The 23,549-nt window shown below is 69.8% G+C and carries 20 protein-coding genes; 11 read left to right on the top strand and 9 right to left on the bottom strand.

Annotated elements, in window-relative coordinates:
* Window positions 1-9: 9 nt before the first annotated feature.
* The 6 genes from KVF89_RS11685 to gcvT form a co-directional block, all read right to left on the bottom strand.
* Window positions 10-948 carry an LLM class F420-dependent oxidoreductase gene (locus KVF89_RS11685; protein WP_257425734.1) on the bottom strand — a complete coding sequence of 313 codons (939 nt, stop codon included), beginning with the start codon at window positions 946-948 and terminating at the stop codon, window positions 10-12.
* Between the two features lie 25 nt (window positions 949-973).
* On the bottom strand, window positions 974-1,495 hold the full coding sequence (locus KVF89_RS11690) for a dihydrofolate reductase (protein WP_257425735.1): 522 nt from the start codon (window positions 1,493-1,495) through the stop codon (window positions 974-976).
* Between the two features lie 4 nt (window positions 1,496-1,499).
* On the bottom strand, window positions 1,500-2,309 hold the full coding sequence (locus tag KVF89_RS11695) for a thymidylate synthase (RefSeq protein ID WP_257425736.1): 810 nt from the start codon (window positions 2,307-2,309) through the stop codon (window positions 1,500-1,502).
* 27 nt (window positions 2,310-2,336) lie between these two features.
* A complete protein-coding gene (locus KVF89_RS11700; RefSeq protein WP_257425737.1) occupies window positions 2,337-3,167 on the bottom strand; it encodes a PhzF family phenazine biosynthesis protein in 831 nt (276 codons plus the stop codon).
* 130 nt (window positions 3,168-3,297) lie between these two features.
* A complete protein-coding gene (locus KVF89_RS11705; RefSeq protein ID WP_257425738.1) occupies window positions 3,298-3,567 on the bottom strand; it encodes a hypothetical protein in 270 nt (89 codons plus the stop codon).
* Between the two features lie 2 nt (window positions 3,568-3,569).
* Window positions 3,570-4,691, bottom strand: a complete 1,122-nt coding sequence (gene gcvT / locus KVF89_RS11710; RefSeq protein ID WP_257425739.1) for a glycine cleavage system aminomethyltransferase GcvT — start codon at window positions 4,689-4,691, stop codon at window positions 3,570-3,572.
* Between the two features lie 56 nt (window positions 4,692-4,747).
* Between gcvT and KVF89_RS11715 the strand changes: the two genes are divergently transcribed.
* The gene (locus KVF89_RS11715) at window positions 4,748-6,271 is read left to right on the top strand and encodes a leucyl aminopeptidase (protein ID WP_257425740.1); all 1,524 of its coding nucleotides are present in this window, start codon (window positions 4,748-4,750) and stop codon (window positions 6,269-6,271) included.
* Here the strand turns inward: KVF89_RS11715 and KVF89_RS11720 are convergent.
* Window positions 6,225-6,617 (bottom strand): hypothetical protein, encoded by a 393-nt coding sequence (locus tag KVF89_RS11720; protein ID WP_257425741.1) that lies wholly within the window; start codon window positions 6,615-6,617, stop codon window positions 6,225-6,227. The two genes, KVF89_RS11715 and KVF89_RS11720, sit on opposite strands and share 47 nt — an antisense overlap.
* Window positions 6,618-6,687: 70 nt before the next feature.
* Here KVF89_RS11720 and sucB point away from each other — a divergent pair, with 70 nt between their 5' ends.
* Window positions 6,688-8,445, top strand: coding sequence for a 2-oxoglutarate dehydrogenase, E2 component, dihydrolipoamide succinyltransferase (gene sucB / locus KVF89_RS11725; RefSeq protein ID WP_257425742.1), 1,758 nt, complete (start codon window positions 6,688-6,690; stop codon window positions 8,443-8,445).
* Window positions 8,446-8,447: 2 nt separating this feature from the next.
* Window positions 8,448-9,347: a TIGR01777 family oxidoreductase gene (locus tag KVF89_RS11730; RefSeq protein ID WP_257425743.1), complete on the top strand. Its 900-nt coding sequence runs from the start codon at window positions 8,448-8,450 to the stop codon at window positions 9,345-9,347.
* Here the strand turns inward: KVF89_RS11730 and KVF89_RS11735 are convergent.
* Complete coding sequence (locus KVF89_RS11735) at window positions 9,281-9,889, bottom strand: hypothetical protein (RefSeq protein ID WP_257425744.1); 609 nt, start codon at window positions 9,887-9,889, stop codon at window positions 9,281-9,283. The genes KVF89_RS11730 and KVF89_RS11735 overlap by 67 nt on opposite strands.
* Window positions 9,890-9,960: 71 nt before the next feature.
* Here KVF89_RS11735 and lipB point away from each other — a divergent pair, with 71 nt between their 5' ends.
* Genes lipB through KVF89_RS11750 form a run of 3 tightly spaced genes read left to right on the top strand, consistent with a single transcriptional unit; the run spans window position 9,961 to window position 12,442 of the window.
* On the top strand, window positions 9,961-10,740 hold the full coding sequence (lipB, locus tag KVF89_RS11740; protein WP_257425745.1) for a lipoyl(octanoyl) transferase LipB: 780 nt from the start codon (window positions 9,961-9,963) through the stop codon (window positions 10,738-10,740).
* Between the two features lie 4 nt (window positions 10,741-10,744).
* Complete coding sequence (gene lipA / locus KVF89_RS11745; RefSeq protein ID WP_257425746.1) at window positions 10,745-11,689, top strand: lipoyl synthase; 945 nt, start codon at window positions 10,745-10,747, stop codon at window positions 11,687-11,689.
* A gap of 36 nt (window positions 11,690-11,725) precedes the next feature.
* On the top strand, window positions 11,726-12,442 hold the full coding sequence (locus tag KVF89_RS11750) for a DUF4191 domain-containing protein (RefSeq protein ID WP_257425747.1): 717 nt from the start codon (window positions 11,726-11,728) through the stop codon (window positions 12,440-12,442).
* A gap of 18 nt (window positions 12,443-12,460) precedes the next feature.
* Here KVF89_RS11750 and KVF89_RS11755 read toward each other — a convergent pair whose 3' ends face one another.
* Entirely contained in the window at window positions 12,461-12,886 is a 426-nt protein-coding gene (locus tag KVF89_RS11755; protein ID WP_257425748.1) for an RDD family protein, read from the bottom strand.
* A gap of 223 nt (window positions 12,887-13,109) precedes the next feature.
* On the opposite strand from KVF89_RS11755, the gene glnA reads away from it, so the two are divergent.
* From glnA to KVF89_RS11780, 5 genes are all read left to right on the top strand, one after another.
* A complete protein-coding gene (glnA, locus tag KVF89_RS11760) occupies window positions 13,110-14,531 on the top strand; it encodes a type I glutamate--ammonia ligase (protein WP_257425749.1) in 1,422 nt (473 codons plus the stop codon).
* Window positions 14,532-14,927: 396 nt separating this feature from the next.
* Window positions 14,928-15,197: a helix-turn-helix domain-containing protein gene (locus KVF89_RS11765; RefSeq protein ID WP_257425750.1), complete on the top strand. Its 270-nt coding sequence runs from the start codon at window positions 14,928-14,930 to the stop codon at window positions 15,195-15,197.
* 385 nt (window positions 15,198-15,582) lie between these two features.
* Window positions 15,583-15,990 carry a hypothetical protein gene (locus KVF89_RS11770; RefSeq protein ID WP_257425751.1) on the top strand — a complete coding sequence of 136 codons (408 nt, stop codon included), beginning with the start codon at window positions 15,583-15,585 and terminating at the stop codon, window positions 15,988-15,990.
* A 249-nt stretch (window positions 15,991-16,239) separates the two neighbouring features.
* The gene (locus tag KVF89_RS11775; protein ID WP_257425752.1) at window positions 16,240-17,697 is read left to right on the top strand and encodes a DUF1254 domain-containing protein; all 1,458 of its coding nucleotides are present in this window, start codon (window positions 16,240-16,242) and stop codon (window positions 17,695-17,697) included.
* Between the two features lie 479 nt (window positions 17,698-18,176).
* Window positions 18,177-23,540, top strand: a complete 5,364-nt coding sequence (locus KVF89_RS11780) for an SdrD B-like domain-containing protein (protein ID WP_443690000.1) — start codon at window positions 18,177-18,179, stop codon at window positions 23,538-23,540.
* Window positions 23,541-23,549 lie beyond the last annotated feature (9 nt).

Here is a 23,549-nt window from a genome sequence, read left to right on the forward strand (position 1 = left end):
AGCCTATCGTCACACGTGCGGCAGGACCTCAGCAGCCACGAGGCGGAGGTGGTCGAGATCACCCAGGTCGAGCACCTGGAGGTAGATCCGCTGCGCGCCCAGGTCGCCGTACCGCCGGATCTTGTCGACCACCTCGGCCGGCGTGCCGGCCAGCCCGTTGGCCCGCAGCTCGTCGACCTCGCGGCCGATCGCGGCCGCCCGGCGGGCGATCGCGGCCTCGTCCTCACCCACGCACAGCACGAGGGCGTTGGACCATACGATCGACGCCGGGTCCCGTCCGATCTCCTCCGCCGCTCGACGCACCCGGCCGAACTGGACGGCGGTGAACTCCTCGTCGACGAACGGCAGGTTGAACTCGTCGGCGTACGCCGCCGCGAGGGCCGGGGTCTTGTGGGCGCCCTTGCCACCGATCAGCAGCGGGACACCGCCCCGCCGGCCGCCGTCCTGGACCGGCTTGGGCAGCGCGGGGCTGTCCGCGAGCTGGTAGTGCTGCCCGCCAAACGCGTACCGCTCGCCCACCGGTGTCGACCACAGCCCGGTGATCAGCTCCAGCTGCTCGGCGTACCGCTCGAAGCGCTCGCGGGTGTCGGGGAACGGGATGCCGTAGGCCGTGTGCTCCTGGGTGAACCAGCCGGCGCCGATGCCGAGCTCGACCCGGCCGCCGCTCATCTGGTCGACCTGCGCGACCTGGATCGCCAGCACCCCCGGGTGGCGGAAGGTGGCGCTGGTCATCATCGTCCCGAGCCGGATCGTGCTCGTCTCACGGGCCAGCCCCGCGAGGGTGGTCCACGCGTCGGTCGAGCCGGGCAGGCCGTCGCCGCTCATGTGGAGGTAGTGGTCGCTGCGGAAGAAGGCGCCGAAGCCGAGACGCTCGGCCTCGAGGGCGACGGCCAGCAGGTCGTCGTACGTCGCGCCCTGCTGCGGTTCGGTGAAGACACGAAGCTCCATGGGTCCTACCCTGCCAGTCGCCTGGTCAGGACCCGCCACAGGCGAAGACCCGCTCCCACCACACGATGGTGAAGCCGTCGCGTGGCTCACGCCGCACCTCGCGCCAGCGCTTCTCGGCGAACTCCGGGTAGTGCGTGTCGCCCGGCGGGGAGAGCGGGATCTCGGAGATGACCTGCTCGTCGGCGTACGGCATCGCGGCGGCGTAGACCGCTGCTCCCCCGCCGATCATCACCTGCCGGTCGCCCGGCCGGCCCTCGAGCAGCCGGTCCGCGAGCTCCAGCGCCTCGGTGATGGAGTGGGCGACCTCGACCCCCTCAGCGACGTAGTCCAGGTCGCGGGTCAGGACGACGGTCGTGCGCCCCGGCAGCGGCCGGCCGATCCCCTCGTGGGTGGTGCGGCCCAGGATCAGCACGTGGCCCAGCGTGGTGGCCTTGAAGTGCTGGAAGTCCTCGGAGATCTTCCACGGGATGTCGGCGTCGGCACCGATCACGCCGTTCTCGGCGACGGCGGCCACCATCGTGACCCGCCGTCCTGCGGGGGTGGTCATCCGCCTAGACCGCGATCGGGGCCTTGATGGCGGGGTGGGGGTCGTAGCCTTCGACCGCGATGTCCTCGAGCTCGAAGGCGTCGATCTCGGTGACCGCCGGGTTGAGCACCAGCGTCGGCAGGGGGCGCGGCTCGCGGGTGAGCTGGAGCCGGGCCTGGTCGAGGTGGTTGGAGTAGAGGTGCGCGTCGCCCAGCGTGTGCACGAAGTCACCGACCCCGAGACCGGCGACCTGCGCGACCATGTGGGTGAGCAGGGCGTACGACGCGATGTTGAACGGCACGCCCAGGAAGACGTCGGCGGAACGCTGGTAGAGCTGGCAGCTGAGCCGGCCCCGACCGTCGGCGCCGGGAGCGACGTAGAACTGGAACAGGCTGTGGCACGGCGGCAGCGCCATGTCGTCGACCTGGCTGGGGTTCCACGCCGAGACGATGTGACGACGGCTGTCGGGATTGCTTCGGATCTGCGCGATGACCTGCGCGAGCTGGTCGATGTGCCCGCCGTCGGGCGTTGGCCACGAGCGCCACTGGGCGCCGTACACGGGTCCGAGATCGCCGTTCTCGTCGGCCCACTCGTCCCAGATCGTGATGCCGCGCTCCTGCAGCCAGCGCACATTGGTGTCGCCGCGCAGGAACCAGAGCAGCTCACCGAAGACCGACCGGGTGTGGACCTTCTTGGTCGTCACCAGCGGGAAGCCCTCGGTCAGGTCGAAGCGCATCTGGTGCCCGAACACGCTGAGCGTGCCGGTGCCGGTGCGGTCGCCCTTGTCGGTCCCCTCGTCGAGGATCCGCTGGACGAGGTCGAGGTACGCGCGCACGGCCTCAGCCTAGTTCGGGCGGAGTGGTCACAGCGCCACCGTCCCGCGGATCGTGGTCAGGGTGTCGCCGCCGACCCAGATCGCGCCGTCGGCGTCGGTGTCGACATGGACCCGGCCCCGCCGGCCGATGACCGTCCCCTGCGCGGCGACGTACGACGCCGGGAGCACCCCGCCCGCCAGCCACTGCGCCAGCGACGCGTTGAGCGAGCCGGTGACCGGATCCTCGGTGCCGGACGTCTCGTCGGTCACGAACGCCCGCACCTCGACGGCACACTCCGCGCCGTCCGGGTAGGGCCCGACGACGCCGATCTTGCCGGGCAGGTCGGCGAGCGACGGGGTCAGGGCGAGCACCGCATCCGCACTCGCGAGGCGCACGGCGACCCAGCCGGGTCCGTTGTCGGCCCAGGCGAGATCCACGATGTCGGCGCGGTCGACGCGGAGACCGGCGGCGATCCGCACGGCCAGCTGCTCCTCCACCGGACCCGAGCGGATCAGGTCGGGGGCGGCGAACGCCAGCCGGCCGCCGTCACGGCGCAGCCGGACGAGCCCGACGCCGCACTCCTGCACCACCCGCTCCCCCGCCGGCACGCCGCCGGCCTCCAGCCAGGCGTGCGCGGAGCCGAGGGTCGGGTGACCAGCGAAGGGCAGCTCCTCCTCGGTGGTGAAGATGCGCACCCGGTAGTCGGCGGCAGGGTCGGTCGGGGCGAGCAGGAAGGTCGTCTCGCTGAGGTTGGTCCAGCGGGCGAAGCGCTGCATCTCCTCGGCGCTCATCCCGTCAGCACCGTGGACCACGGCCAGCGGGTTGCCGAGCAGCGGTGCGGCGCTGAACACGTCGACCTGGCGGAACTCCCGGATCATGGCGTCACACAGCGCGATGCCGCCGTGCGTGTGGTGCGTGCATCGCAAGGCGGAGGAGGGAGGCGGCCGTCAAGCGAAGCGGGCCGTCGACCGACGACAACGCAGCGAGGTGCGTGCCACACGTGCGGCGTCACGCGCTGAGGGACATCGGGCCGTATACCTCGCGGTCGACCTCGAAGAGCGTGACCTGGGCGACGCCGAGGTCCGCGAGGGCCGACCAGATCTCACCGATCCAGGACTCGGCGTCGCCCTGGCTGGGGAACGCCTGGTCGGCGTACTCCTGGGCGTCGTCGCCGCTCAGGGCGACCTCGGCACCCGAGGCGTCCTCGAGGCGCCAGTGCCAGGGGTTCTCGGCCGGGGCCGACGGTCGGTAGGGGGCGGGCTGCTCGGGCAGGCTCATGCTCAAGACTCTCGCACGGAGGGCTGGACGAACGGCGGCTTGGTGATCTGGAAGACCTCGGGCCGGCCGCGGACGTCGACCATCACCTCAGCGTCGTCGTCGACCACGGTCGAGACCAGCGCGAGAGCGATGCCCTTCTTCATGGTCGGGGAGAAGGTGCCCGAGGTGACCTCGCCGAGAGGGACGTCGCGCAGCAGCCGCACGCTCATGTGCGGGCGCGGGATGGCGCGGCCGGTGGAGACCAGGCCCACGAGCTTGCGGCGCGGCCCGGCCTCGCGCTCGGCGAGAAGCTTGTCGCGACCCCAGAAGGCGGGCTTCTTCCAGCCGACCGCCCAGCCGAGCCGGGCCTCGTTGGGGGTGATGTCCGGGGAGATGTCCTGGCCGTGGAGCGGGTAGCCCATCTCGGTGCGGAGCGTGTCCCGGGCGCCGAGGCCGGCCGGGACCAGGCTGTACGGCTCGCCGGCCGCCATCAGCGCGTCCCACAGCGCCGGGGCGACCTCGGACGGGGCGATCAGCTCGTAGCCGCGCTCACCGGTGTAGCCCGTGCGGCACACCACGACCTCGGCTCCCTCGAACGGCGCCTCGACGAAGGTGAGGTAGTCGTGGCCGACCGGCAGGCCGACACCGGCGACGACCTCGTCGGACTGCGTGCCCTGGACCGCCAGGACGACGTAGTCACGGTGATGGTCGAGGACCTCGATGCCCGCCGGCGCGGCCTCGACCAGCCGGCGGCGTACCTCGTCGTTGTTGGCGGCGTTCGGTACGACGAGCACGTGGTCGTCGTCGCGGTAGTAGGTGAAGACGTCATCGACGATCCCGCCGGTGGCGTCGTCCACGACGAGGCTGTACTGCGCCTTGCCGGGGCCGATCCGGTGCAGGTCGTTGGTCAGTGTGGCGTTGAGGAACTCCACCGCGCCGGGACCGCGCACGACGAGCTTGCCGAGGTGGCTGACGTCGAAGATCCCGACGCCGCCACGGACCGCTGCGTGCTCCTTGACCACGCCCGTCGGGTACTCCAGTGGCATCAGCCAGCCGCCGAACTCGGAGAACTTGGCGCCCAGCGCCTCGTGCCGGTCGTGCAGGGGTGAGTGCACCGGTGCGTTCCGGGGGGTCGCGTCCGCCATGATCGGGAATCTATGGCATGAGGCTCCTCGGCGGGAGCGTGGCTATCCTGCGACCCGTGACGACCTTCGCCCTTCGTACGGCCAGCCCCGCCAAGACCCGCGCCGAGGCGGTGGTCGTGGGGGTGCTGCCGGACGGGGTGCTCGCGCCGGGCGCCGAGGACGTCGCGGCGGCGTACGGCCGCAAGCTCGCCGGGCTGCTCACGACCATCGGCGCCAAGGGCGCACCGGGCGAGGTGGCCAAGGTGCCGACCGGCGGGACGATCGCCTCCCCCCTCCTCGTCCTGGTCGGACTGGGCGCGGACCCCGACGCCGCGGCGGTACGACGCGCCGCCGGCAATGCCGCCCGCGCCGTCACCAACGCCGCCTCCGTCGCCCTGGCCCTGCCGGCCGACACGCCCGAGCTGGTCCGCGCCGTGGTCGAGGGCTACCGGCTGGGTGGCTACGCCTTCACGTCCTACAAGAGCAGGCCGGCGACGCCGACCACGCCCGCGGAGGTCGTCGTCCTCACCCCGGCCGCCCGCCGGACCGAGGTGAACGCCGCCGTCGAGCCGGCGCAGGTGCTGGTCAACGCGGTCATGGCCGCACGGGACTGGGTGAACACGCCGCCGGGCGACCTGACGCCGCCGGCCTTCGCCGACGCGATCGCCGCGGCGGCGAAGGACGTCAACAAGGCCCTGGCCAAGGGACGCACGAGGGTGAAGGTCGACGTGCTCGACGAGACCCGCCTGGCCGAGCTGGGCTGCGGCGGCCTGCTGGGGGTCGGCGCCGGCTCCGCCGCGCCGCCGCGGCTGGTCGAGCTCAGGTACGCCCCCAAGGACGCCGTCGCCCACGTCGCGCTCGTCGGCAAGGGCATCACCTTCGACTCCGGCGGCCTGTGGATCAAGCCCGCCGCGAGCATGGCCACCATGAAGGAGGACATGGCCGGCGCGGCCGCCGTCGTCCAGGCCACGCTCGCCGCGGCCCGGCTCGGCCTCCCGGTCCGGATCTCCGCGTTCGCCGCGCTCGCCGAGAACATGATCGGCGAGGCCGCGATGCGCCCCGGCGACGTGCTGCGGACCTACGACGGCACCACCGTCGAGGTGAGCAACACCGACGCCGAGGGCCGGCTGGTCCTGGCCGACGCCCTCGGCCGCGCGGTCGAGGCGGGCCCGGACACGATCGTCGACATCGCCACCCTGACCGGGCACATGGTCCTGGCGCTGGGCGACCGGATGGCCGGAGTACTCGGCGACGACGACGTCGTCGCCCAGGTGATCGCCGCCGGTGCCGCGGCGGGCGAGGACGCCTGGCCCATGCCGATCCCGGAGTACATGGACGGCCGGATCCGCAGCTCGACCATCGCCGACCTCGCCCAGTACGACGGCATCCGCTGGGGAGGTGGGCTGTTCGCCGCGGCGTTCCTGCGCGAGTTCACCGGCGGCCTGCCGTGGGCGCACCTCGACATCGCCGGCCCGACGTTCAACAAGGGCAGCGCGTCCGGTCACCTCGCGACCGGCGCGACCGGCTACGGCGTGGCGACGCTGCTGGAGTACCTCAAGGCTCGCGCCGCTGTTGGTCCCGCTGCTTCTGCGCCTGCCTGACCCGGGAGTTGTAGTCGCGCATCCGCTGCGGCACGCCGACCACGGCGGCGTCGTACGACGGCACCTGGTGGCGGTTGCAGAAGTCATGGGCCCAGTTGATCGACGGGACCCGGCGGCGGGTCCACTCGCCGTCGTGCGCGACGAGCAGCAGCGTGATCTCGCTGACCGCGGTGCGCGGCTCGACGAACCCCTCGACGCCACGGCGCTCCTGGACCCAGGTGCGCAGGTGCTCCTCGTCGGCGCGGTCCGAGGCGCGCACCCGCGTCGAGCCGGTGCGCGCTCCCTCCTTGGCCGGGTTACTCATCCGTAGCTTGGAGCCGCCGCGGAACCGGTCGAACAAACCCATGGATCTAGTGTGCCCGAACCGTGGGTGGGCCGTTGCCGGTTGCGTTGTCCATGGTGCAAGGATGAGCACCATGGCGACCGAAGTCACTCTCCCCGCGCTCGGTGAGTCCGTCACCGAAGGCACCGTCACCCGCTGGCTCAAGCAGGTCGGCGACCAGATCGCGATCGACGAGCCGCTGCTCGAGGTCAGCACCGACAAGGTGGACACGGAGATCCCGTCCCCCGTTGCCGGCACGCTGGTCGAGATCCGGGCGAACGAGGACGAGACGGTCGAGGTCGGCGCGGTGCTCGCGGTCGTCGGCGAGGCGGGCGAGGCCGGCGAGGCGCCAGCCGCCGAGGCCGCTCCCGCCGAGGAGCCTGCTCCGGCTGCTGCTCCGGCTGCTGCTCCGGCTGCCGAGCCCGCTGCCGAGCCCGAGCCCGCCGCCCCGGCCGAGGAGGCTGCTCCGGCGGCCGCTGCCCCCGCCGAGAGCGCCACCGAGAGCACCGCTGTCACCCTGCCCGCCCTGGGCGAATCGGTCACCGAGGGCACCGTCACCCGCTGGCTCAAGCAGGTCGGCGACGCCGTCGCCGTCGACGAGCCGCTGCTCGAGGTCTCCACGGACAAGGTCGACACCGAGATCCCCTCCCCCGTCGCCGGCACGCTGCTCGAGATCAAGGCCGCCGAGGACGAGACCGTCGAGGTCGGCGCCGAGCTCGCCATCATCGGATCGGGCGCGCCCGCCGCGGCTCCCGCCGCTCCCGCGGCTCCTGCCGCCCCGGAGCCCGCCGCGCCTGCTCCCGCCGAGCCCACGCCTGCTGCTGAGGCTCCCGCCGCTCCGGCTCAGGCTGCGCCCGCTCCCAGTCCCGCTGCGCCGGCTCCCGCCGCACCTACCCCGGCCGCTGCCCCCGCACCCACGCCGGCCCCCGCGGCCGAGGCCGGCGACGGCCCCGGCTATGTCACCCCGCTGGTCCGCAAGCTCGCCGCCCAGCACGGTGTCGACCTCGGTCAGGTCACCGGCTCGGGCGTCGGTGGCCGGATCCGCAAGCAGGACGTGCTCGACGCTGCCGCGCCGAAGGCCGCAGCCCCGGCCGCCGCAGCGGCACCCACGCCGGCCGCCGCTCCCGCGACGCCGTCGCCGCTGCGCGGCCAGACGGTCAAGGTCAGCCGGCTGCGCAAGATCATCGCCGAGCGGATGGTGGAGTCGCTGCACGTCGCCGCCCAGCTCACCCAGGTGGTCGAGATCGACGTCACCAACATCGCGCGGCTGCGCGAGTCGGTGAAGGCGGAGTTCCTGGCGCGCGAGGGCGTCAAGCTGACGTACCTGCCGTTCTTCACCAAGGCGGCGATCGACACGCTCAAGCAGCACCCGGCGCTCAACGCCAACCTCGACCTCGAGAAGGGCGAGATCACCTACTACGACCGCGAGAACGTCGCGTTCGCCGTCGACACCGAGAAGGGCCTGCTCACGCCGGTCGTCAAGGACGCCGGCGACCTGTCGATCTCCGGTCTGGCCAAGAAGATCTCCGACGTCGCCGAGCGGACCCGGACCAACAAGATCGGCCCCGACGAGCTCTCCGGCGGGACCTTCACGATCACGAACCTCGGCAGCTTCGGCGCCCTGTGGGACACCCCGATCATCAACCAGCCGCAGGTCGCCATCCTCGGCCCCGGTGCCGTGGTCAAGCGTCCCGTGGTGATCGACGACGAGGACCTCGGCGAGACCATCGCCGTGCGTCACATGGTCTACTTCGCGCTCACCTACGACCACCGCGTCGTCGACGGCGCCGACGCGGGCCGCTTCCTGCGCGACCTGAAGAAGCGCCTCGAGGCCGGTCAGTTCGAGGTCTGACCATGCACGTCGTGGTCGCCGGCCCGTCCGGTTTCCTCGGCCGCCGGCTCGTCACCGAGCTGGTCGGCCGGGGCCACGACGTGACCCGCCTGGTCCGTCGTGACCCGGCACCGGGCGAGTCGCGTTGGGACCCGCAGGGCGGCACCGTGGACGCCGAGCTGGTGCAGTCGGCCGACGTCGTCGTCAACCTCGCGGGCTCGCCCCTGATCGGCAACCCGCACTCGAAGAAGTGGGCGCACGACGTTCTCACCAGTCGCCGCGCCACGACCCGCCTGCTCGCCACCACGATCGCTGCGGCAGCCACACCGCCGGCGCTGCTCAACGCCTCCGGCGTCAGCTGGTACGGCGACCACGGGTCCGTCGAGCTCACCGAGGCCTCCGACACCCGCGGGCACGCCCTGCTCACCCGGGTCTGCCGGGAGTGGGAGGCCGCCGCGCACCCGGCCGCGCAGGCCGGCGCCCGGGTCGTGCTGCTGCGGACCGCTCCGGTCCAGGACCGCAGCAACCCACCGTTGCGTCAGCAGCGGCTGCAGTTCCTCGCCGGGCTGGGCGGACGACTCGGCAGCGGCCGCCAGCACTACCCGGTCATCTCGCTGCGCGACTGGGTCGGCGCGGTGGCGTTCCTCGTCGAGCACCCGACCGCGGCGGGTCCGGTCAACCTCTGCACGCCGGTCACGCCGACCAACGCCGAGTTCACCCGCACCCTGGCCCGACTGGTGCGCCGTCCCGCTGTGCTGCCCGTGCCGTCGGCCGCGATCCGGGTCGCCGCCGGGCCGATGGCCGCCGAGGTCCTCGGCTCGCTCAACCTCCGGGCCGCCGCACTGCTGGATCTCGGCTACGGCTTCGCCGACCCCGACGTCGCCGCGGTGCTCGCCACGGGCCTCCGCGGCTCGGCCTCCTGAGCCGACGCGAGCAGCCACCGCGATCCGTCCCGGACGAACTCGAGGCGACGCGTCGTCGGGCCGTCACGGGGCAACGCCGTCCGTTCCCCCGACAGCGACCGGACCCCCACAGCACCCGCGAGCCGGTCGGTGACGACGAGCACGATCCGGTGGTCCGTGCGGCGCCGGAGCTCCACGGCGAGCACCTGCATCGCCATCCCCTCGACCCGCAGCCCCCGCCGCAGCCAGGCCCGCAGCATCGCCACGTCGCGGGCCCCCGCCGCCGCGCCGGGAGCGTAGAGGCCCCGCAGCGCCGCCGGATCCGCCTCCTCCCAGGCACGCGACCGCGCTCGGTCCCAGTCGCGGAGCACGGCCAGCGAGCCCACGGCACGAGCGACGTCGATCCGCCCCGCGGCGGGAGCGAGGACGGACACGGGCCCGGCCGGCGGCGTACCGGGCTGCCCGGGCGCCGGCCGCAACAGCACTCCGACGATCACCGCGGTGGTCGTCACGAGGACGGCGGCGGTCCCGACGAGGACGGCGCGGGCAGCCGAGATCTGCATACGCCGATCCTGTCCCCTCCCTCCGACAGGCGCATCCGCTCATCCACAGGCCGCCGAGTAGGCTCGACGGCGTGACGCTGACCTTCCGCCAGGACGGACTCGGACCGGACTTCATCGACTACGTCACGGCGTGGGACCTCCAGCGCGAGATGCACGCTCAGGTCGTCGCCGGCGAGCTGAACGACACCGTCCTCCTCGTCGAGCACCCGCCGGTCTTCACCGCCAGCCGCCGGACCGAGGCCCACGAGCGCCCCGCCGACCCGGGCGGCGCTCCGGTCGTCGAGGTCGACCGCGGAGGCAAGGTCACCTTCCACGGCCCCGGCCAGCTCGTCGGCTATCCCATCGTCCGGCTCGCGGACCACGTCAAGGTCGTCGACTACGTGCGCCGTCTCGAGGAGGCGCTCATCGCGGTGTGCGCCGAGCTCGGCGTCACCACGGCGCGCATCCCCGGGCGCACCGGCGTATGGCTCAAAGCAGACCCACCCGCCACGAACGGTCTCGGGGGGCGCACGGGGGGCGGAGCCCCCCGTGGGGAGCGGAAGATCGCGGCTATCGGCATCCGGGTGCGCAAGGGCGTCGCCATGCACGGCTTCTCGCTCAACTGCGACGTCGACCTCAGCTGGTACGACCGCTTCATCCCCTGCGGCATCTCCGACGCGGGCGTCACCTCCCTGTCCGCCGAGCTCGGGCGCGACGTTCCCGTGCGCGAGGTCCTCGGCGCCGTACGACGCCACCTGACCGATCTGCTCGCGTGGGAGCCCTACGTCCCCACCCCCGACTATGAGCCGCGGCCCGACCCGGCCAGGGCCACGGTCCCGGTTCTGGGCTATGCCGCCCGCGGAGTAGGCTGACGCAGTGAGTTCAGCACCCGAGGGGCGCAAGCTCCTGCGTTTGGAGGTCCGCAACGCGGAGACCCCGATCGAGCGCAAGCCGTCGTGGATCAAGACCAAGGCCAAGATGGGCCCGGAGTACACCGCGCTGCAGAAGCTGGTGAAGTCCGAAGGCCTCCACACCGTGTGCCAAGAGGCCGGCTGCCCCAACATCTTCGAATGCTGGGAGGACAAGGAAGCCACCTTCCTCATCGGTGGCGACCAGTGCACCCGACGCTGCGACTTCTGCCAGATCGACACCGGCAAGCCGCAACCCCTCGACCGCGACGAGCCACGCCGAGTCGCCGAATCCGTCCAGACGATGGGCCTCAAGTACGCCACCATCACCGGCGTCGCCCGCGACGACCTCCCCGACGGCGGCGCCTGGCTCTACGCCGAGACCGTCCGCGCCATCCACGACCTCAACCCCGACACCGGCGTGGAGAACCTCATCCCCGACTTCAACGGGGTCCCCGACCTGCTCGCCGAGGTCTTCGAGTCGCGGCCCGAGGTGCTGGCCCACAACGTCGAGACGGTCCCGCGGATCTTCAAGCGGATCCGCCCCGCCTTCCGCTACGAGCGCTCTCTCGACGTCCTCACCCAGGCCCGCGCCTTCGGGCTGGTCACCAAGTCCAACCTGATCCTCGGCATGGGCGAGACCCGCGAGGAGGTCTCCCAAGCACTCCACGACCTGCACGACGCCGGCTGCGAGCTCGTCACCATCACCCAGTACCTTCGCCCCTCGGTGCGCCACCACCCCGTCGAACGCTGGGTGAAGCCCGAGGAGTTCGTCGAGCTCGCCACCGAAGCCGAGCAGATCGGCTTCAGCGGCGTCCTGTCCGGACCCCTCGTCCGTTCGTCGTACCGAGCCGGACGTCTGTATCGTCAGGCGATGGCCGCGCGGGACGCGCGCGCCGAAGCGACCGCCTGACGCCCGCCGTTCCGCCCGAGGAGACCGCAGCACCCCATGTCGAACACGCCTGTCGATCCGTCCACGCTGAGCCGCCGCCGGCAGATCATCGAGACCTACAAGATGTCTCGGGAGGTCGACCCGGCGATCCGCTGGTGGATGCTCGGCTCCTTCCTGGTCTTCGGCGGCCTCGGCCTGGCGCTCTTCCGCCTGGTCCTCCCCCACAACAACTCGGTCCTCAGCTGGATCCTCGCCGGCGTCTCGACCTTCCTCATCGGCCTGCTCGCGCTGATGATCGTCTTCGGCCGGCGCGCCCAGAAGGCGGCGTTCGCCCGCCTCGACGGCCAGCTCGGCGCCGCCGCCCGCGCGCTGACCATGCTGCGCCGCGGCTGGGTCATCGAGGAGGTCGTCGGCTTCACCAAGCAGCAGGACATGGTCCACCGCGTGGTCGGCCCTCCGGGCATCGTCCTCGTCGGCGAGGGCAACCCCGCCCGGCTCAAGGCGCTGATGACCAGCGAGCACAAGAAGCACGAGCGGGTCGCCGGCGACTACCCCGTCCACGACATCCTGGTCGGCACCGAGGAGGGACAGGTCCCGCTCAACAAGCTGGTCCGTCACGTCCAGAAGCTCGGTCGCCAGGTGAAGCCGGCCGAGATCACCGAGCTCCGCCAGCGCCTGCGTGCCCTCGACGCCCAGCGTCCCAAGGTCCCGCTCCCCCGCGGCCCGGTGCCCACGTCGATGAAGGGCATGCGCGGCAACCTCCGCGGTCGCTGAGCCGCCGCGCCTCCTGCGCTACTTCACGAGGGTGCGCAGCGTGGCGAAGGTGATCGTCGACGTACCCGCGAGGATGTCGTGCAGCCCACGGCCGTCGGCGCGGAACACGAGCGGCGGGATGACCAGCGCGACCATGATCTGTCGCACGAGCGCCTTGACGGGGTTGAGGCGGCGCAGGCGCCCGTCTGCGGGTATGACGCACAGGCCGGTCAGCAGCTTGCCCGCCGAGCCGCCGGCCAGCCAGGTGAGCAGGGCCGACTCGACGACGTACACGGGCAGGACCAGGAACGACGCGGTCGATCCGGTCTCGGTGTAGGCGTCGAGGCCGAACACCAGGATGACCAGCACCGTGCACAGCGTCCAGTCCACGAGGAGGGCGATGATCCGGCGCCCCCAGGAGGCGGTGGGGACGGCGGGGCTGTTCACGTCGGCGACACCTGGCACGCGACCAAGGGTAGGCGGGACCCTCGTTTGGACGCCCGTCGCCCCGGCTCGGGCATCTTGTTACATTGCGGAAACAAAGCGGTCATGGGTGGGAAACTGCCCGACCGGTAGGTTGCTGTCAGCGGCGCTCCGCACAGGCGCGGACCGTCTGCCGCGACCGACCACACCCCCGTCGGGTAACGCCTGAGGGCACGCCTATAGGAGGCGTGCCGAGGAGGAACGAATGTTCAACAACAGCGAAGAGCTGCTCAAGTTCATCAAGGACGAGGGCGTCGAGATGATCGACGTCCGCTTCTGCGACCTGCCCGGTGTCATGCAGCACTTCACCGTGCCGGCCTCGTCCTTCGACCAGTCCGTCTTCGACGACGGCCTGGGCTTCGACGGCTCCTCGATCCGTGGCTTCCAGGCGATCAACGAGTCGGACATGTCGCTCTTCCCCGACCCGACGACGGCGTACGTCGACCCGTTCCGGAAGTCGAAGACGCTCAACGTGAACTTCTTCATCCACGACCCGATCACGGGCGAGGCGTACTCCCGCGACCCGCGCAACATCGCGAAGAAGGCGCTGGCGTACCTCAGCAGCACCGGCATCGCCGACACCGCGTTCTTCGCGCCCGAGGCCGAGTTCTACATCTTCGACAACGTCCGCTACTCCACCGGCGTCAACGAGGGCTACTACCACATCGACTCCGTCGAGGGCTGGTGGAACTCCGGCAAGGACGACGGCGAGAACAAGGGCTACAAGACCCGGCTCAAGGGTGGCTACTTCCCCGTCGAGCCGTACGACCACTACAGCGACCTGCGCGCCGACATGGTCAAGAACCTCGAGGCCTGTGGCCTCCACGTCGAGCGCGCCCACCACGAGGTCGGCACCGCCGGCCAGGCGGAGATCAACTACCGCTTCGACACGCTGCTCAAGGCCGCGGACGACGTGATGAAGTTCAAGTACCTCATCAAGAACACCGCCTGGGAGCAGGGCAAGTCCGTCACCTTCATGCCGAAGCCGATCTTCGGCGACAACGGCTCGGGCATGCACGTGCACTCGTCGCTGTGGAAGGAGGGCTCGCCCCTCTTCTACGACGAGACCGGCTACGGCGGCCTCTCCGACATGGCCCGCTGGTACATCGGCGGCATCCTCCAGCACGCCCCGGCGCTGCTCGCCTTCACGAACCCGACGGTGAACTCCTTCCACCGCCTGGTCCCGGGCTACGAGGCGCCGATCTCGCTGGTCTACTCCTCGCGCAACCGCTCCGCCTCGATCCGGATCCCGATCACTGGCAGCAACCCCAAGGCCAAGCGCGTCGAGGCCCGTTTCCCCGACCCGTCGGCGAACCCGTACCTCGCCTTCTCGGCCCTGATGCTCGCCGGCCTCGACGGCATCCAGAACAAGACCGAGCCCCCCGCCCCGGTCGACAAGGACATCTACGAGCTCCCGCCGGACGAGATGGCCGAGATCGCCCAGGTCCCGACCTCGCTCGGCGCCGTGCTCGACGAGCTCGAGGCCGACCACGACTTCCTCACCGTGGGCAACGTGTTCACCCCCGACCTCATCGAGACGTGGGTGTCCTACAAGCGCGAGCACGAGATCGCTCCGGTGCAGCTGCGTCCGCACCCGCACGAGTTCGAGCTGTACTACGACATCTAAATCGGGCCGCCTTTTGCGGTAGTGAAGCGACCACGAAGAACCGCAAGAAACAGCCCCTGACCTGCATAAACGCCGTCGGGCGACCTTCTGGTCGCTCGGCGGCGTTCGTCGTTGTTAGCCGCTCGCTTGTTGCATTTTTGGTACATTTTTGGCTTCCACGGGGCGGGGGCGCCCGTCGCTGGCTGGCCCAGACTCCGTGGCTCAGATACGGCCGCAGGCAACCGATGCGATCCCGCGGCGTGTCTGCAATCCGCCATGGGGCCCGACCTCGCTCGGCCCCCTCCCTCGATGCCAAGGCCACACCATCCAGCGTGGTCGTGATCGCTCCCGGCCCACTCGCGGACCTTGGTGTCCAGAGGCCCACTGGCCGTCGGTACCGCGAGGAGGGGCTGAATCATGGCGAGCGAATCCAACACATCGACAACCGTCACGCGCCCGTTCGGGCCGCGACGGCGGTCCAGGACGGCGTCCATTCCGAGGCTGGTCGACGCTCAGGAGCTGTGGGACATCGACGACGTCGCGGCCTATCTCGGCGTGACCAAACAGACCATCTATTCCTGGCGGACCTCCGGGTACGGCCTTGCGGGATTCCGAGTAGGCAAGCATCTGCGCTGGCGGGCTGCAACGGTCATAACTTGGACGGTGAGGCTCGAGGAAGCGCAATGAACCGCTGCAGCCCAGCCTCGCACCCGCTGGACTCCTCCCCCACCATCCCAAGTGCTCGGCCCCGGCACCTGCCCACATTGACCCAAGCAGCCTCGTCAAGCGACGCCCAAAATGGCTAGCGTCGGCGCCGGCAAGCCTGCCGCGGACGGGAGCCCTCGCTACGTCGTCAACTATCGGGACCCCGAAGGTGCACGTAGAGGATGGCTGCGCAGGGGACGCCGACGGCTGCTGGTGGCTCGCCCCGGGCGACGCTCGAGGTTCCGACGACGCCGAAGTAGTAGAGCCCTGTCGCTCCGACTTCGGCTCGCGCCCGGTCAGCATCTGATTGGAGCGTCCATCTCGGAACCAAGTATGGGGAAGTCAGGTTAGCGACGATTCTCTGAACATGCGCGACAGCGAGCGTCGGGTACCAGCACTCGACCTTGAGCTCATCGAGGCGATGCCACCAGTCGATCGTGTCTGGCTGGTCGCTGCCACGGTGCCCGGTCGACAGGACCCCGAGCCGTCGCAGCACGCTGCTGGCGGCCAGCGCAGCGTCCAGGTCGTCACGGTTCCAGTAGGCATCCGCCGCTCGCTCATGCTCGGTGGCGGATCTAAGCGGGCGACTGAGTATGCAGTCAGCTGGATTCTCCCGGCAACCAGGAATGTCGAGAACGTGACGCTCACGGAGTTCTTCGAGAGCGATGCCAGGAAGGAACACGCTGCCGCTGTGGCCGACGACGGTCAGGGGCGGCCCCGACCCAAGCCACATAGAGAAGGCCTGCCTAGACAACGAACCGAGAATGATCGGTAGCGGGACACCAAGCCCTTGGCCACGTCGCCGGGTCAGAAGCTGACGTGACGCAGGACGCCACCGCGCCCATACGGGGGGTACACCCTTCGACTTCGGATTCCTCCTGCCTAGTTGGCGTCACCAGCACCTCGGTGACGGCCGCAGCGAACCACCTGTCGTCCGATCACAAATCCCTGTCGTTTCGCGACAAGACCACGAGGTCGCCTTCTTCCTACGCTCGCCGTGACCATCGAGGAAGAAGGAAATCCCGTGCAGAAGCAGCAGCAGCGCCGGCTCCGGCGGACCATGAGCGCCATCGCGTTCACAGTCGCCGTGATCGCCACCGCCACCCCCGACAGCGCCCTCGCCACCGGCGAGCAGTCCGACTACGACCGTGGCTACGAGCTCGGCCTGGAGGCCTACAAGTACGGCCTGCCACTCATGGAGGTCGACAAGACCCACCGCCAGCAGACCAGCATCGACATCACCAACGGCCACGGCTACGGACCGGACAACCAGTTCAACCCGATCCGCCACTTCTCCGACCCGACCGACCGGTGGGTCGTCTCCCCGAACCTCGACACCCTGTACGCCATCGCCTGGCTCGACCTCAGCGACGGGCCGCAGGTGATCAGCGTTCCGAAGGTGAAGGGCGATCGCTACTGGGGCCTGCACCTGATGGACCCGTACACCGAGAGCTTCGCCACCCCCGGCTCGGTCGAGGGCACGCAGCCGGGCGCCCACGCCGTGGTCGGACCCGACGACGCAACGCTGCCGTTGCCCGGGAACGTGACCCGAATCCAGTCGTCGTACGACCGGGTCCTGATCATCGAGCGCATCTACGCCGACAACAACGACCCCAAGGACATCGAGAAGGTCCGCGACCTGCAGAAGAAGTTCACGATCGTCCCGCTGAGCGAGTTCCCGAAGAAGAACTGGCACCCGCCGGTTCCGGCTGACCCCGACACCACTGTCGACCTCCAGACGCTGCCCACCGGGCTGGCCTACTTCGACCAGCTCGGTGACCAGCTCGCCGCCTACCCGCCCCCGGCTGCCGACCAGGCCGAGCTCGACAAGCTGGCGACCATCGGCGTGGGGCCCGGCATGACACCCTCGACCGACCCCGACCTCAGCGCCGAGACCCTGGCCGGCATGACCGCTGCGGTCGCAAACGGGCGCGCCGCCGTCACCGCCGACACCCAGGCGATGCACGCAGCGTCGTTCCCGGGCCACAACGGCTACCTCACCCTGAGCGCGGGCACCTACGGCACTGACTACCGTTTCCGTGCCGTCGTTGCCCAGACCGGGCTCGGCGCGTTGACTGCTGACCAGGCCATCTACATGCTCGCCTTCGCCGACCGGTTCGGCTCCCCGCTGACGGCAGCCAAGCGGTATGTGATCCACCTCCCCGCAGACTGGGCGCCTCCGGCAGAGGCCTTCTGGTCGCTCACGCTGTACGACGCCGCGCAGTACCTCGTGCCGAACGACGCCGACCGCTACGTGATCAATGACCGATCGGACCTGCACCGCAACGCCGACGGCTCGGTGGACCTCTACGTCCAGAGCACGCGGCCGACCGACCCCGGCCAGGCCCAGAACTGGCTCCCGGGGCCCGCCAGCGGATCCTTCCGGCTGGCCTGGCGTCTCTACGCCCCGACGCCCGACCGGATCCCGGGCATCGTGGACGGCACCGGCTGGAACCCGCCGGCGATCATGCCTGCGTCCTAGGGACGAACGGCCATGCGTGTGGCCAACCGGTCGCACGCATGGCCGTTGGCGTGAAATCGCAAGTGGTTGGCGCCTCATAGCAACACTGGGCGTTCGGCGCGCTCCTAGGATCGCGTCGTTGAGTGGTTCCGGGGTTGCTCTGCCGGTGCCCACGCTGCTTCGCCACGGTTCCGAATGAGGGATCGGCGGCCCCGACGAGCGCTACTCGGATCGCAGAGGGGGACTGCCGTGCCACTCAACTGCCTCGCTGCGATTCCCCACTTGCAGCGGGTTCGGCCCAGGGGTAGGGAGCACCTCCTCGGCCGCGGGTGCCGTCGTCCTGAATCCCCCCACAGGATGGCGACATCCGCCAACCCGATCATCGTTGAAAGGGCCGCGCAGTGAAGCAGGCACTCAACTGGGTCATCGCAGCGAGCATCGCTCTGGTCACCGTCAGTCCCATCGCGGCGCTCGCTGGGCCGGGCAGTCTTGTGACCGGAGTGGTCTGGGCCGACACCAACCGCGATGGCCTGCGTCAGGCCACCGAGGTCCCGCGATCGGGGGTCGCGGTCGCTCTCCTCTCATCGCCCGGTGGTGCCGTCGTCGCCTCGACGACGACGGCGGCCAACGGCACGTACTCGTTCGCGGGGATGACTGACGGGAGCTACACGGTCCGAGTCGACGCCCCGGGTACATTCTGGTTCCCCGCCACAGCCGGCGGGGACAACGACTTCGCACGGCCGGGAGCACCGGCCGCCGGGCAACCGGAGCGGGGCGTGTCCGCGGCGTTCGACATCGCCGGCAGTACGACGATCCGTAGCCTGGACGCGGGATTGCGCCCCCGGGTCGACCTCGACGTCGACAAGCTGGAACGGCCGGAACCGGAGCTCGCCTGCGACAGGTACGCGACGACCGGCATCGCTCCCTTCGACGCGACGGACGGTGCGGGTCTGGACTCGGGGCCGGGCAACTGCGTCGTCCGTGTGGGCGATCCGGTCCTGCAGGACTATTCGGTCTCGCTGAGTGGTGTGGTGTCGGGGGTCTCGGTCCCGAACGTCATCGCCGAGTTCACGGTCTCCTCCCCCGACAACGCGAAGCTCGAACTGGCCGGTCCCGAGACGAACGGGCTGCCCGCGGGCTGCCTCACGACCGCCAACGGAGCGACGCCCACGTCGTCGCGCACGATCAACCCGAACGGGTCGATCACGGTGATCTGCAACCTCGGGTCGATGTCATCAAACGTCGGCGCAGTCCAGCTCGCGTACCGGTTCGCCTCCGACACCCCGATCCCTTCGCACGCCAGCATCGCAATGCGTGCCTACGCCGCGGGCGGCGACGCCGGTACGTCGACCACGGTGGCCGGCCCGACTGTGGAAGTCACCGGCACGGCGCAATGGGAGCTGGAGAAGGTCCCATACACAGGCAACGGCACCTTCAGTACCGGACCGTCGTACACCACGCGGACCATCGACGGTGCACAGGTCGAAGGCTATGTGATGCGCTATCAGTTCAACATCGTCGACATGATGGCTGGGTCGCGCAGTAGCGATCTGGTGTGGCCCGCGACGTTCACCGATGTGATGCCGGCATTCCCGAACGCACGGATCGACGCCTGCCGGTCGACGTTCGCTCCCTGGGACCCCATCGGAGGGTCATCCCCGTGGACACTCACCTGTCCCCCTCTCACCGAGGTCCAGGGCACCGACGGATGGACGCTGAGCATCCGTCCGAACAACGCAGCCGCTGTCGACATCGGGCAGGGCCACATGGTGATGGACGTCTTCATCCCCATGGATGAGATGAACCGTGCGATTCTCCCGACATGGCAGCAGGGCGACAACAGCCCGACAGGCACCTTCAGCTTCCAGAATCGGGCCCAAGACACTGAGAAATGGGCGATCAACGGCGGTGCGCTGAACTTCGGTGACAGTCACGAGTCCGGCTGGGACGGTACGGGGAACAACCTCGCCGTCCGTCAGGCGACTGCGTCGGCGCCGCGGTGGGATCTGCAGAAGAACTTCCGTGGTGGCCCGAGCTTCAGCACCCAAACCATCAATGGGGTAGCCGTCGACGGCTACCAGATGGACTACGACTTCAGAGTGCTGGACCTGGACGGCTCAGCCAACGTCGCGCCCTGGCTGGACCGCCCGATCACGTTCAAGGATCGGCTGGTCAGTCATCCCGGAGCCATTCTCCTCAGCTGTCGTGACCTGCAGCCATTTCCGAACGTGGAATCAGTCACCTGCGAGACGGGCGCGCAGCCGGACGACGGCTGGGAGATCAACCCGCTCCCGAATCGGCGCGGATTCGAACAGCGACGGATGGACTTCATCGCGCGAATCTTCATCCCGCTTGACGAGCAGGGCGATCCCTGTGAGACCGGACAGCCGCTTGCCTTGCGCAACGAAGCGGTCGGCTCGGAGCACTGGACAGCTGGCGGGCAGCCGAACAACGGCACCGGGTTCGAACCGGGTTGGGACGGTACGACGGCGACCGGGAACAACCTCGACGTGCGCACCATTCGTCCCTCGGACTGTGGCTCGATGTCGGGCGACAAGCGCTTCTACGACCCGAGTGGGTCGCAGTACTTCTACGAGGACCCCACGCGCAACCGCGCCACCTTCGCGGGAGACATCCTGGGCTCTTATGTCTCGGTGTCAGCCAGTGCGCGCGTTCGCGTTCCCGACCTGACCGTGTGCGACGTGTTCGACGTGTCGGTCCTGCGGCTTCGCCCCGAACAGGCCCCATGGATGCAGGGCAGCGGGGCAGTGGACCCGGCAGACTATGTGGTGGAGTACGCGGTCGGTCCGAACGAGGTGAAGACCCAGAACGGCCCGAAGGTGCTCGCGGGCATGTTCCCGACCGAGCTCTATCCCGTCGACTCTTCCTCTCTCCGCACCGCGGCGACAGGCTGCCGCCAGCATGCGGGACCGTGGTCGGCCGACCCGGAGACGGCCTTCGGCACAGACTGGCGTGATCAGGTCAACATGGTCCGCATCCGCGCCAAGGTGCCGGGACTGGTCGAGACCGGGCCCTTCGGCGTGACACTGCGAATGCTGTTCGACACCCGCGGCACCTACAACGGCGGACCCGACGCCGGAGAAGCCATTCCCGCGGACATCCGGCTCGTCAACGAGGGCGGCTGGCCCACTGGGCAGTCCGGCAGTGGTTGGGCCACTGCGGAGCGCCAGGTGCGCTTCGAGAACATGCTGCTGCGCGTGGACAAGACGGTCACCCCGACGACCTATCTCCCGGGCGCCACCACTGTGTGGAGCCTGTCGGTGGCAACTGACCGCAACACCATCGGTGTTCCGCTGCAGAATCTGCGGGTGGTCGACACGATCCCTGCTGGGTTGCACTTCGACCTGGCGTGCACGCAGAACCTCCTGCCTGCAGGGGTGACAGTGAGCTACGCCCCGCAGACACGACAGGCAACCTTCTTCGCGGGCGACACCTCGATCGTGAGCACGCCGACGCAGCAGATCTTCGGCCCGAACCCGAACGCGACCCGTGGACAACTGCGAATCTGTACCACCGTGGACACGCTGGCGCAGCCGAACGACCCCTATGTGAACACGGCGCAGGCGTTCTCGGACAACGCCGAGAACGCCCCGATCGCGCGGGCGCCCATCACCATCGTCGGCTCGGGCCAGATGGGCATCACCAAGACCGTGGACAAGGACTTCGTCGCGAGCGGTGAGAGGTACACATGGTCGCTGGAGTGGGGCAACACCTCCACGGTGATCGCCTTCCAGCGTCCGGACGTCATCGACGTCCTACCCTGGGTGGGCGACGGCGAGGACGGCGTGGGCTCGAAGCGTGACCAGTTCGCCTCCGACTACCAGGGATCCGCGCAACTGACCGGTCCCCTTGCGGCACCCACCTACGTGCGCGGTGCCACCGGGGTGGTGCCGGGCACGTGGTACTACTCGACCGCTGCCCCGGTCACCTTGGTCCACGACCCGCGCGATGCATCGAACGCAGAACCCGCCGATCCCGGCGGACTCTGGCGGACGGAAGCAGAGATCGCCGACTTCGGCGACGTGACGGCGGTCCGGTTTGTCTCGGGGTCGTTTCTCTCGCCCCAGTCGCGGATCCGGGCCGTGATCCCGGCAGTGTCGACCAGCACCGGCCTGGACAATGTGTACGTCAACCGAGCGATGATCTTCTCCGGCACCTTCCCGAACCAGCCATTGGAGTCGAACGAGCCGTACGTACTGATGCCCGGCTTCACGCTCGGTGACCTGGTGTGGCGCGACAACGACGGCGACGGCGTTCGTGACCAGGGCGAACCGGCCCTGGCGGGAGTCACGGTCCAGGTCCTCGACGAGGACGGCCAGGTGGTGGCGACCCGCACCACCAGCGGGACCGGCCGATGGTCGGTGTCCGAACTCCCCGCGGGCACCTACTCGGTGCGGATCCCGGCCAGTGAGTTCCAGCCGGGAGCACCCCTGGAGCACTACGCGGTGTCCACAAACGGGTCGTCGGCCTCGCCGTCGACCAACGAAGGCGTCGACGACAACAACACGGCAACGGACGACCCGGCGAGCACCGGCCTGACCAGCCACCCGGTCACGTTGGCCCTCACCCGATCGAACGCCGGCTCGATCACCGGTGCCAATGGTCCCCTGGGCGACAACGTCGCGCATCTGGGCGACGCGATCATTCCGGACCAGTTCACCAACTTCACCATCGATCTCGCGCTGGCGCCGATACCGGAGGTGGACATCGAGAAGGCCACCAACACCTTCGACGCCGACGAAGGTCCCGGACCGTCCATCGCCGTGGGCGCCCCCGTCCGGTGGACCTACGTGGTCACCAACACGGGGCACACCAGTCTGCGCAACGTGACGGTCACCGATGACAAGGTCGACGCTGCCGACATCGACTGCGACGACACCGACACCAACGTGATCGCCGGTCCGTTGGGCCCGGGTGAGTCGTTCACCTGCATCGCCAGGGGGACCGCGGTCGAGGGTGAGTATGAGAACACCGGCACCGTCGTGGGCGACGTCCCCGACGGTAGTCGGGTCGATGACGAGGACCTCTCCCACTACCGGGCGCTCGTTCCCGCCGTGGACATCGAGAAGGCCACCAACACCTTCGACGCCGACCAAGCACCCGGACCACGGATCGCCGTCGGCGCCCCCGTCCGGTGGACCTACGTCGTCACCAACACCGGCGACACCGACCTCACCGAGGTGACCGTCACCGACGACAAGGTCGACGCCGCCGGCATCGACTGCAACGACACCGACACCAACGTCGTCACCGGCCCCCTCGCACCAGGAGCATCCTTCACCTGTGTAGCCACCGGCACCGCTGTCACGGGTCAGTACAAGAACACCGGCACCGTCACCGCATCGGGCCCGGAGACCGTCGACCCCGACGGCGCTGCGGTCTCCACGAGAGTGACGGACCTGGACCTGTCGCACTACCACGCACTCGTGCCTTCGGTGGACATCGAGAAGGCCACCAACACCTTCGACGCCGACCAAGCACCCGGACCACGGATCGCCGTCGGCGACCCCGTCCGCTGGACCTACGTCGTCACCAACACCGGCGACACCGACCTCACCGAGGTGACCGTCACCGACGACAAGGTCGACGCCGCCGGCATCGACTGCAACGACACCGACACCAACGTCGTCACCGGCCCCCTCGNNNNCACCAGGAGCATCCTTCACCTGTGTGGCCACCGGCACCGCTGTCACGGGTCAGTACAAGAACACCGGCACTGTGGTCGCCATGAGTCCGCCCACCACGGGTGTCGAGGGCCAGCTTGTGCCCGGCACCGAGGTCAGCGACGTCGACCTATCCCATTACACCGGTGCTCCACCGGCCGGCGAGGCGGGCTGGAATGAGGACGAGAG

This window comes from Nocardioides carbamazepini (assembly GCF_024614185.1).
Taxonomy (GTDB): domain Bacteria; phylum Actinomycetota; class Actinomycetes; order Propionibacteriales; family Nocardioidaceae; genus Nocardioides; species Nocardioides carbamazepini.

What these genes read in the sequence shown, in the direction of transcription:
- KVF89_RS11685 (WP_257425734.1), bottom strand. Translation starts at nt 948, where the DNA reads ATGGAGCTTCGTGTCTTCACCGAACCGCAGCAGGGCGCGACGTACGAC.
- KVF89_RS11690 (WP_257425735.1), bottom strand. Translation starts at nt 1,495, where the DNA reads ATGACCACCCCCGCAGGACGGCGGGTCACGATGGTGGCCGCCGTCGCC.
- KVF89_RS11700 (WP_257425737.1), bottom strand. Translation starts at nt 3,167, where the DNA reads ATGATCCGGGAGTTCCGCCAGGTCGACGTGTTCAGCGCCGCACCGCTG.
- KVF89_RS11705 (WP_257425738.1), bottom strand. Translation starts at nt 3,567, where the DNA reads ATGAGCCTGCCCGAGCAGCCCGCCCCCTACCGACCGTCGGCCCCGGCC.
- gcvT (WP_257425739.1), bottom strand. Translation starts at nt 4,691, where the DNA reads ATGGCGGACGCGACCCCCCGGAACGCACCGGTGCACTCACCCCTGCAC.
- KVF89_RS11720 (WP_257425741.1), bottom strand. Translation starts at nt 6,617, where the DNA reads ATGGGTTTGTTCGACCGGTTCCGCGGCGGCTCCAAGCTACGGATGAGT.
- sucB (WP_257425742.1), top strand. Translation starts at nt 6,688, where the DNA reads ATGGCGACCGAAGTCACTCTCCCCGCGCTCGGTGAGTCCGTCACCGAA.
- KVF89_RS11730 (WP_257425743.1), top strand. Translation starts at nt 8,448, where the DNA reads ATGCACGTCGTGGTCGCCGGCCCGTCCGGTTTCCTCGGCCGCCGGCTC.
- KVF89_RS11735 (WP_257425744.1), bottom strand. Translation starts at nt 9,889, where the DNA reads ATGCAGATCTCGGCTGCCCGCGCCGTCCTCGTCGGGACCGCCGCCGTC.
- KVF89_RS11750 (WP_257425747.1), top strand. Translation starts at nt 11,726, where the DNA reads ATGTCGAACACGCCTGTCGATCCGTCCACGCTGAGCCGCCGCCGGCAG.
- glnA (WP_257425749.1), top strand. Translation starts at nt 13,110, where the DNA reads ATGTTCAACAACAGCGAAGAGCTGCTCAAGTTCATCAAGGACGAGGGC.
- KVF89_RS11765 (WP_257425750.1), top strand. Translation starts at nt 14,928, where the DNA reads ATGGCGAGCGAATCCAACACATCGACAACCGTCACGCGCCCGTTCGGG.
- KVF89_RS11770 (WP_257425751.1), top strand. Translation starts at nt 15,583, where the DNA reads ATGCGCGACAGCGAGCGTCGGGTACCAGCACTCGACCTTGAGCTCATC.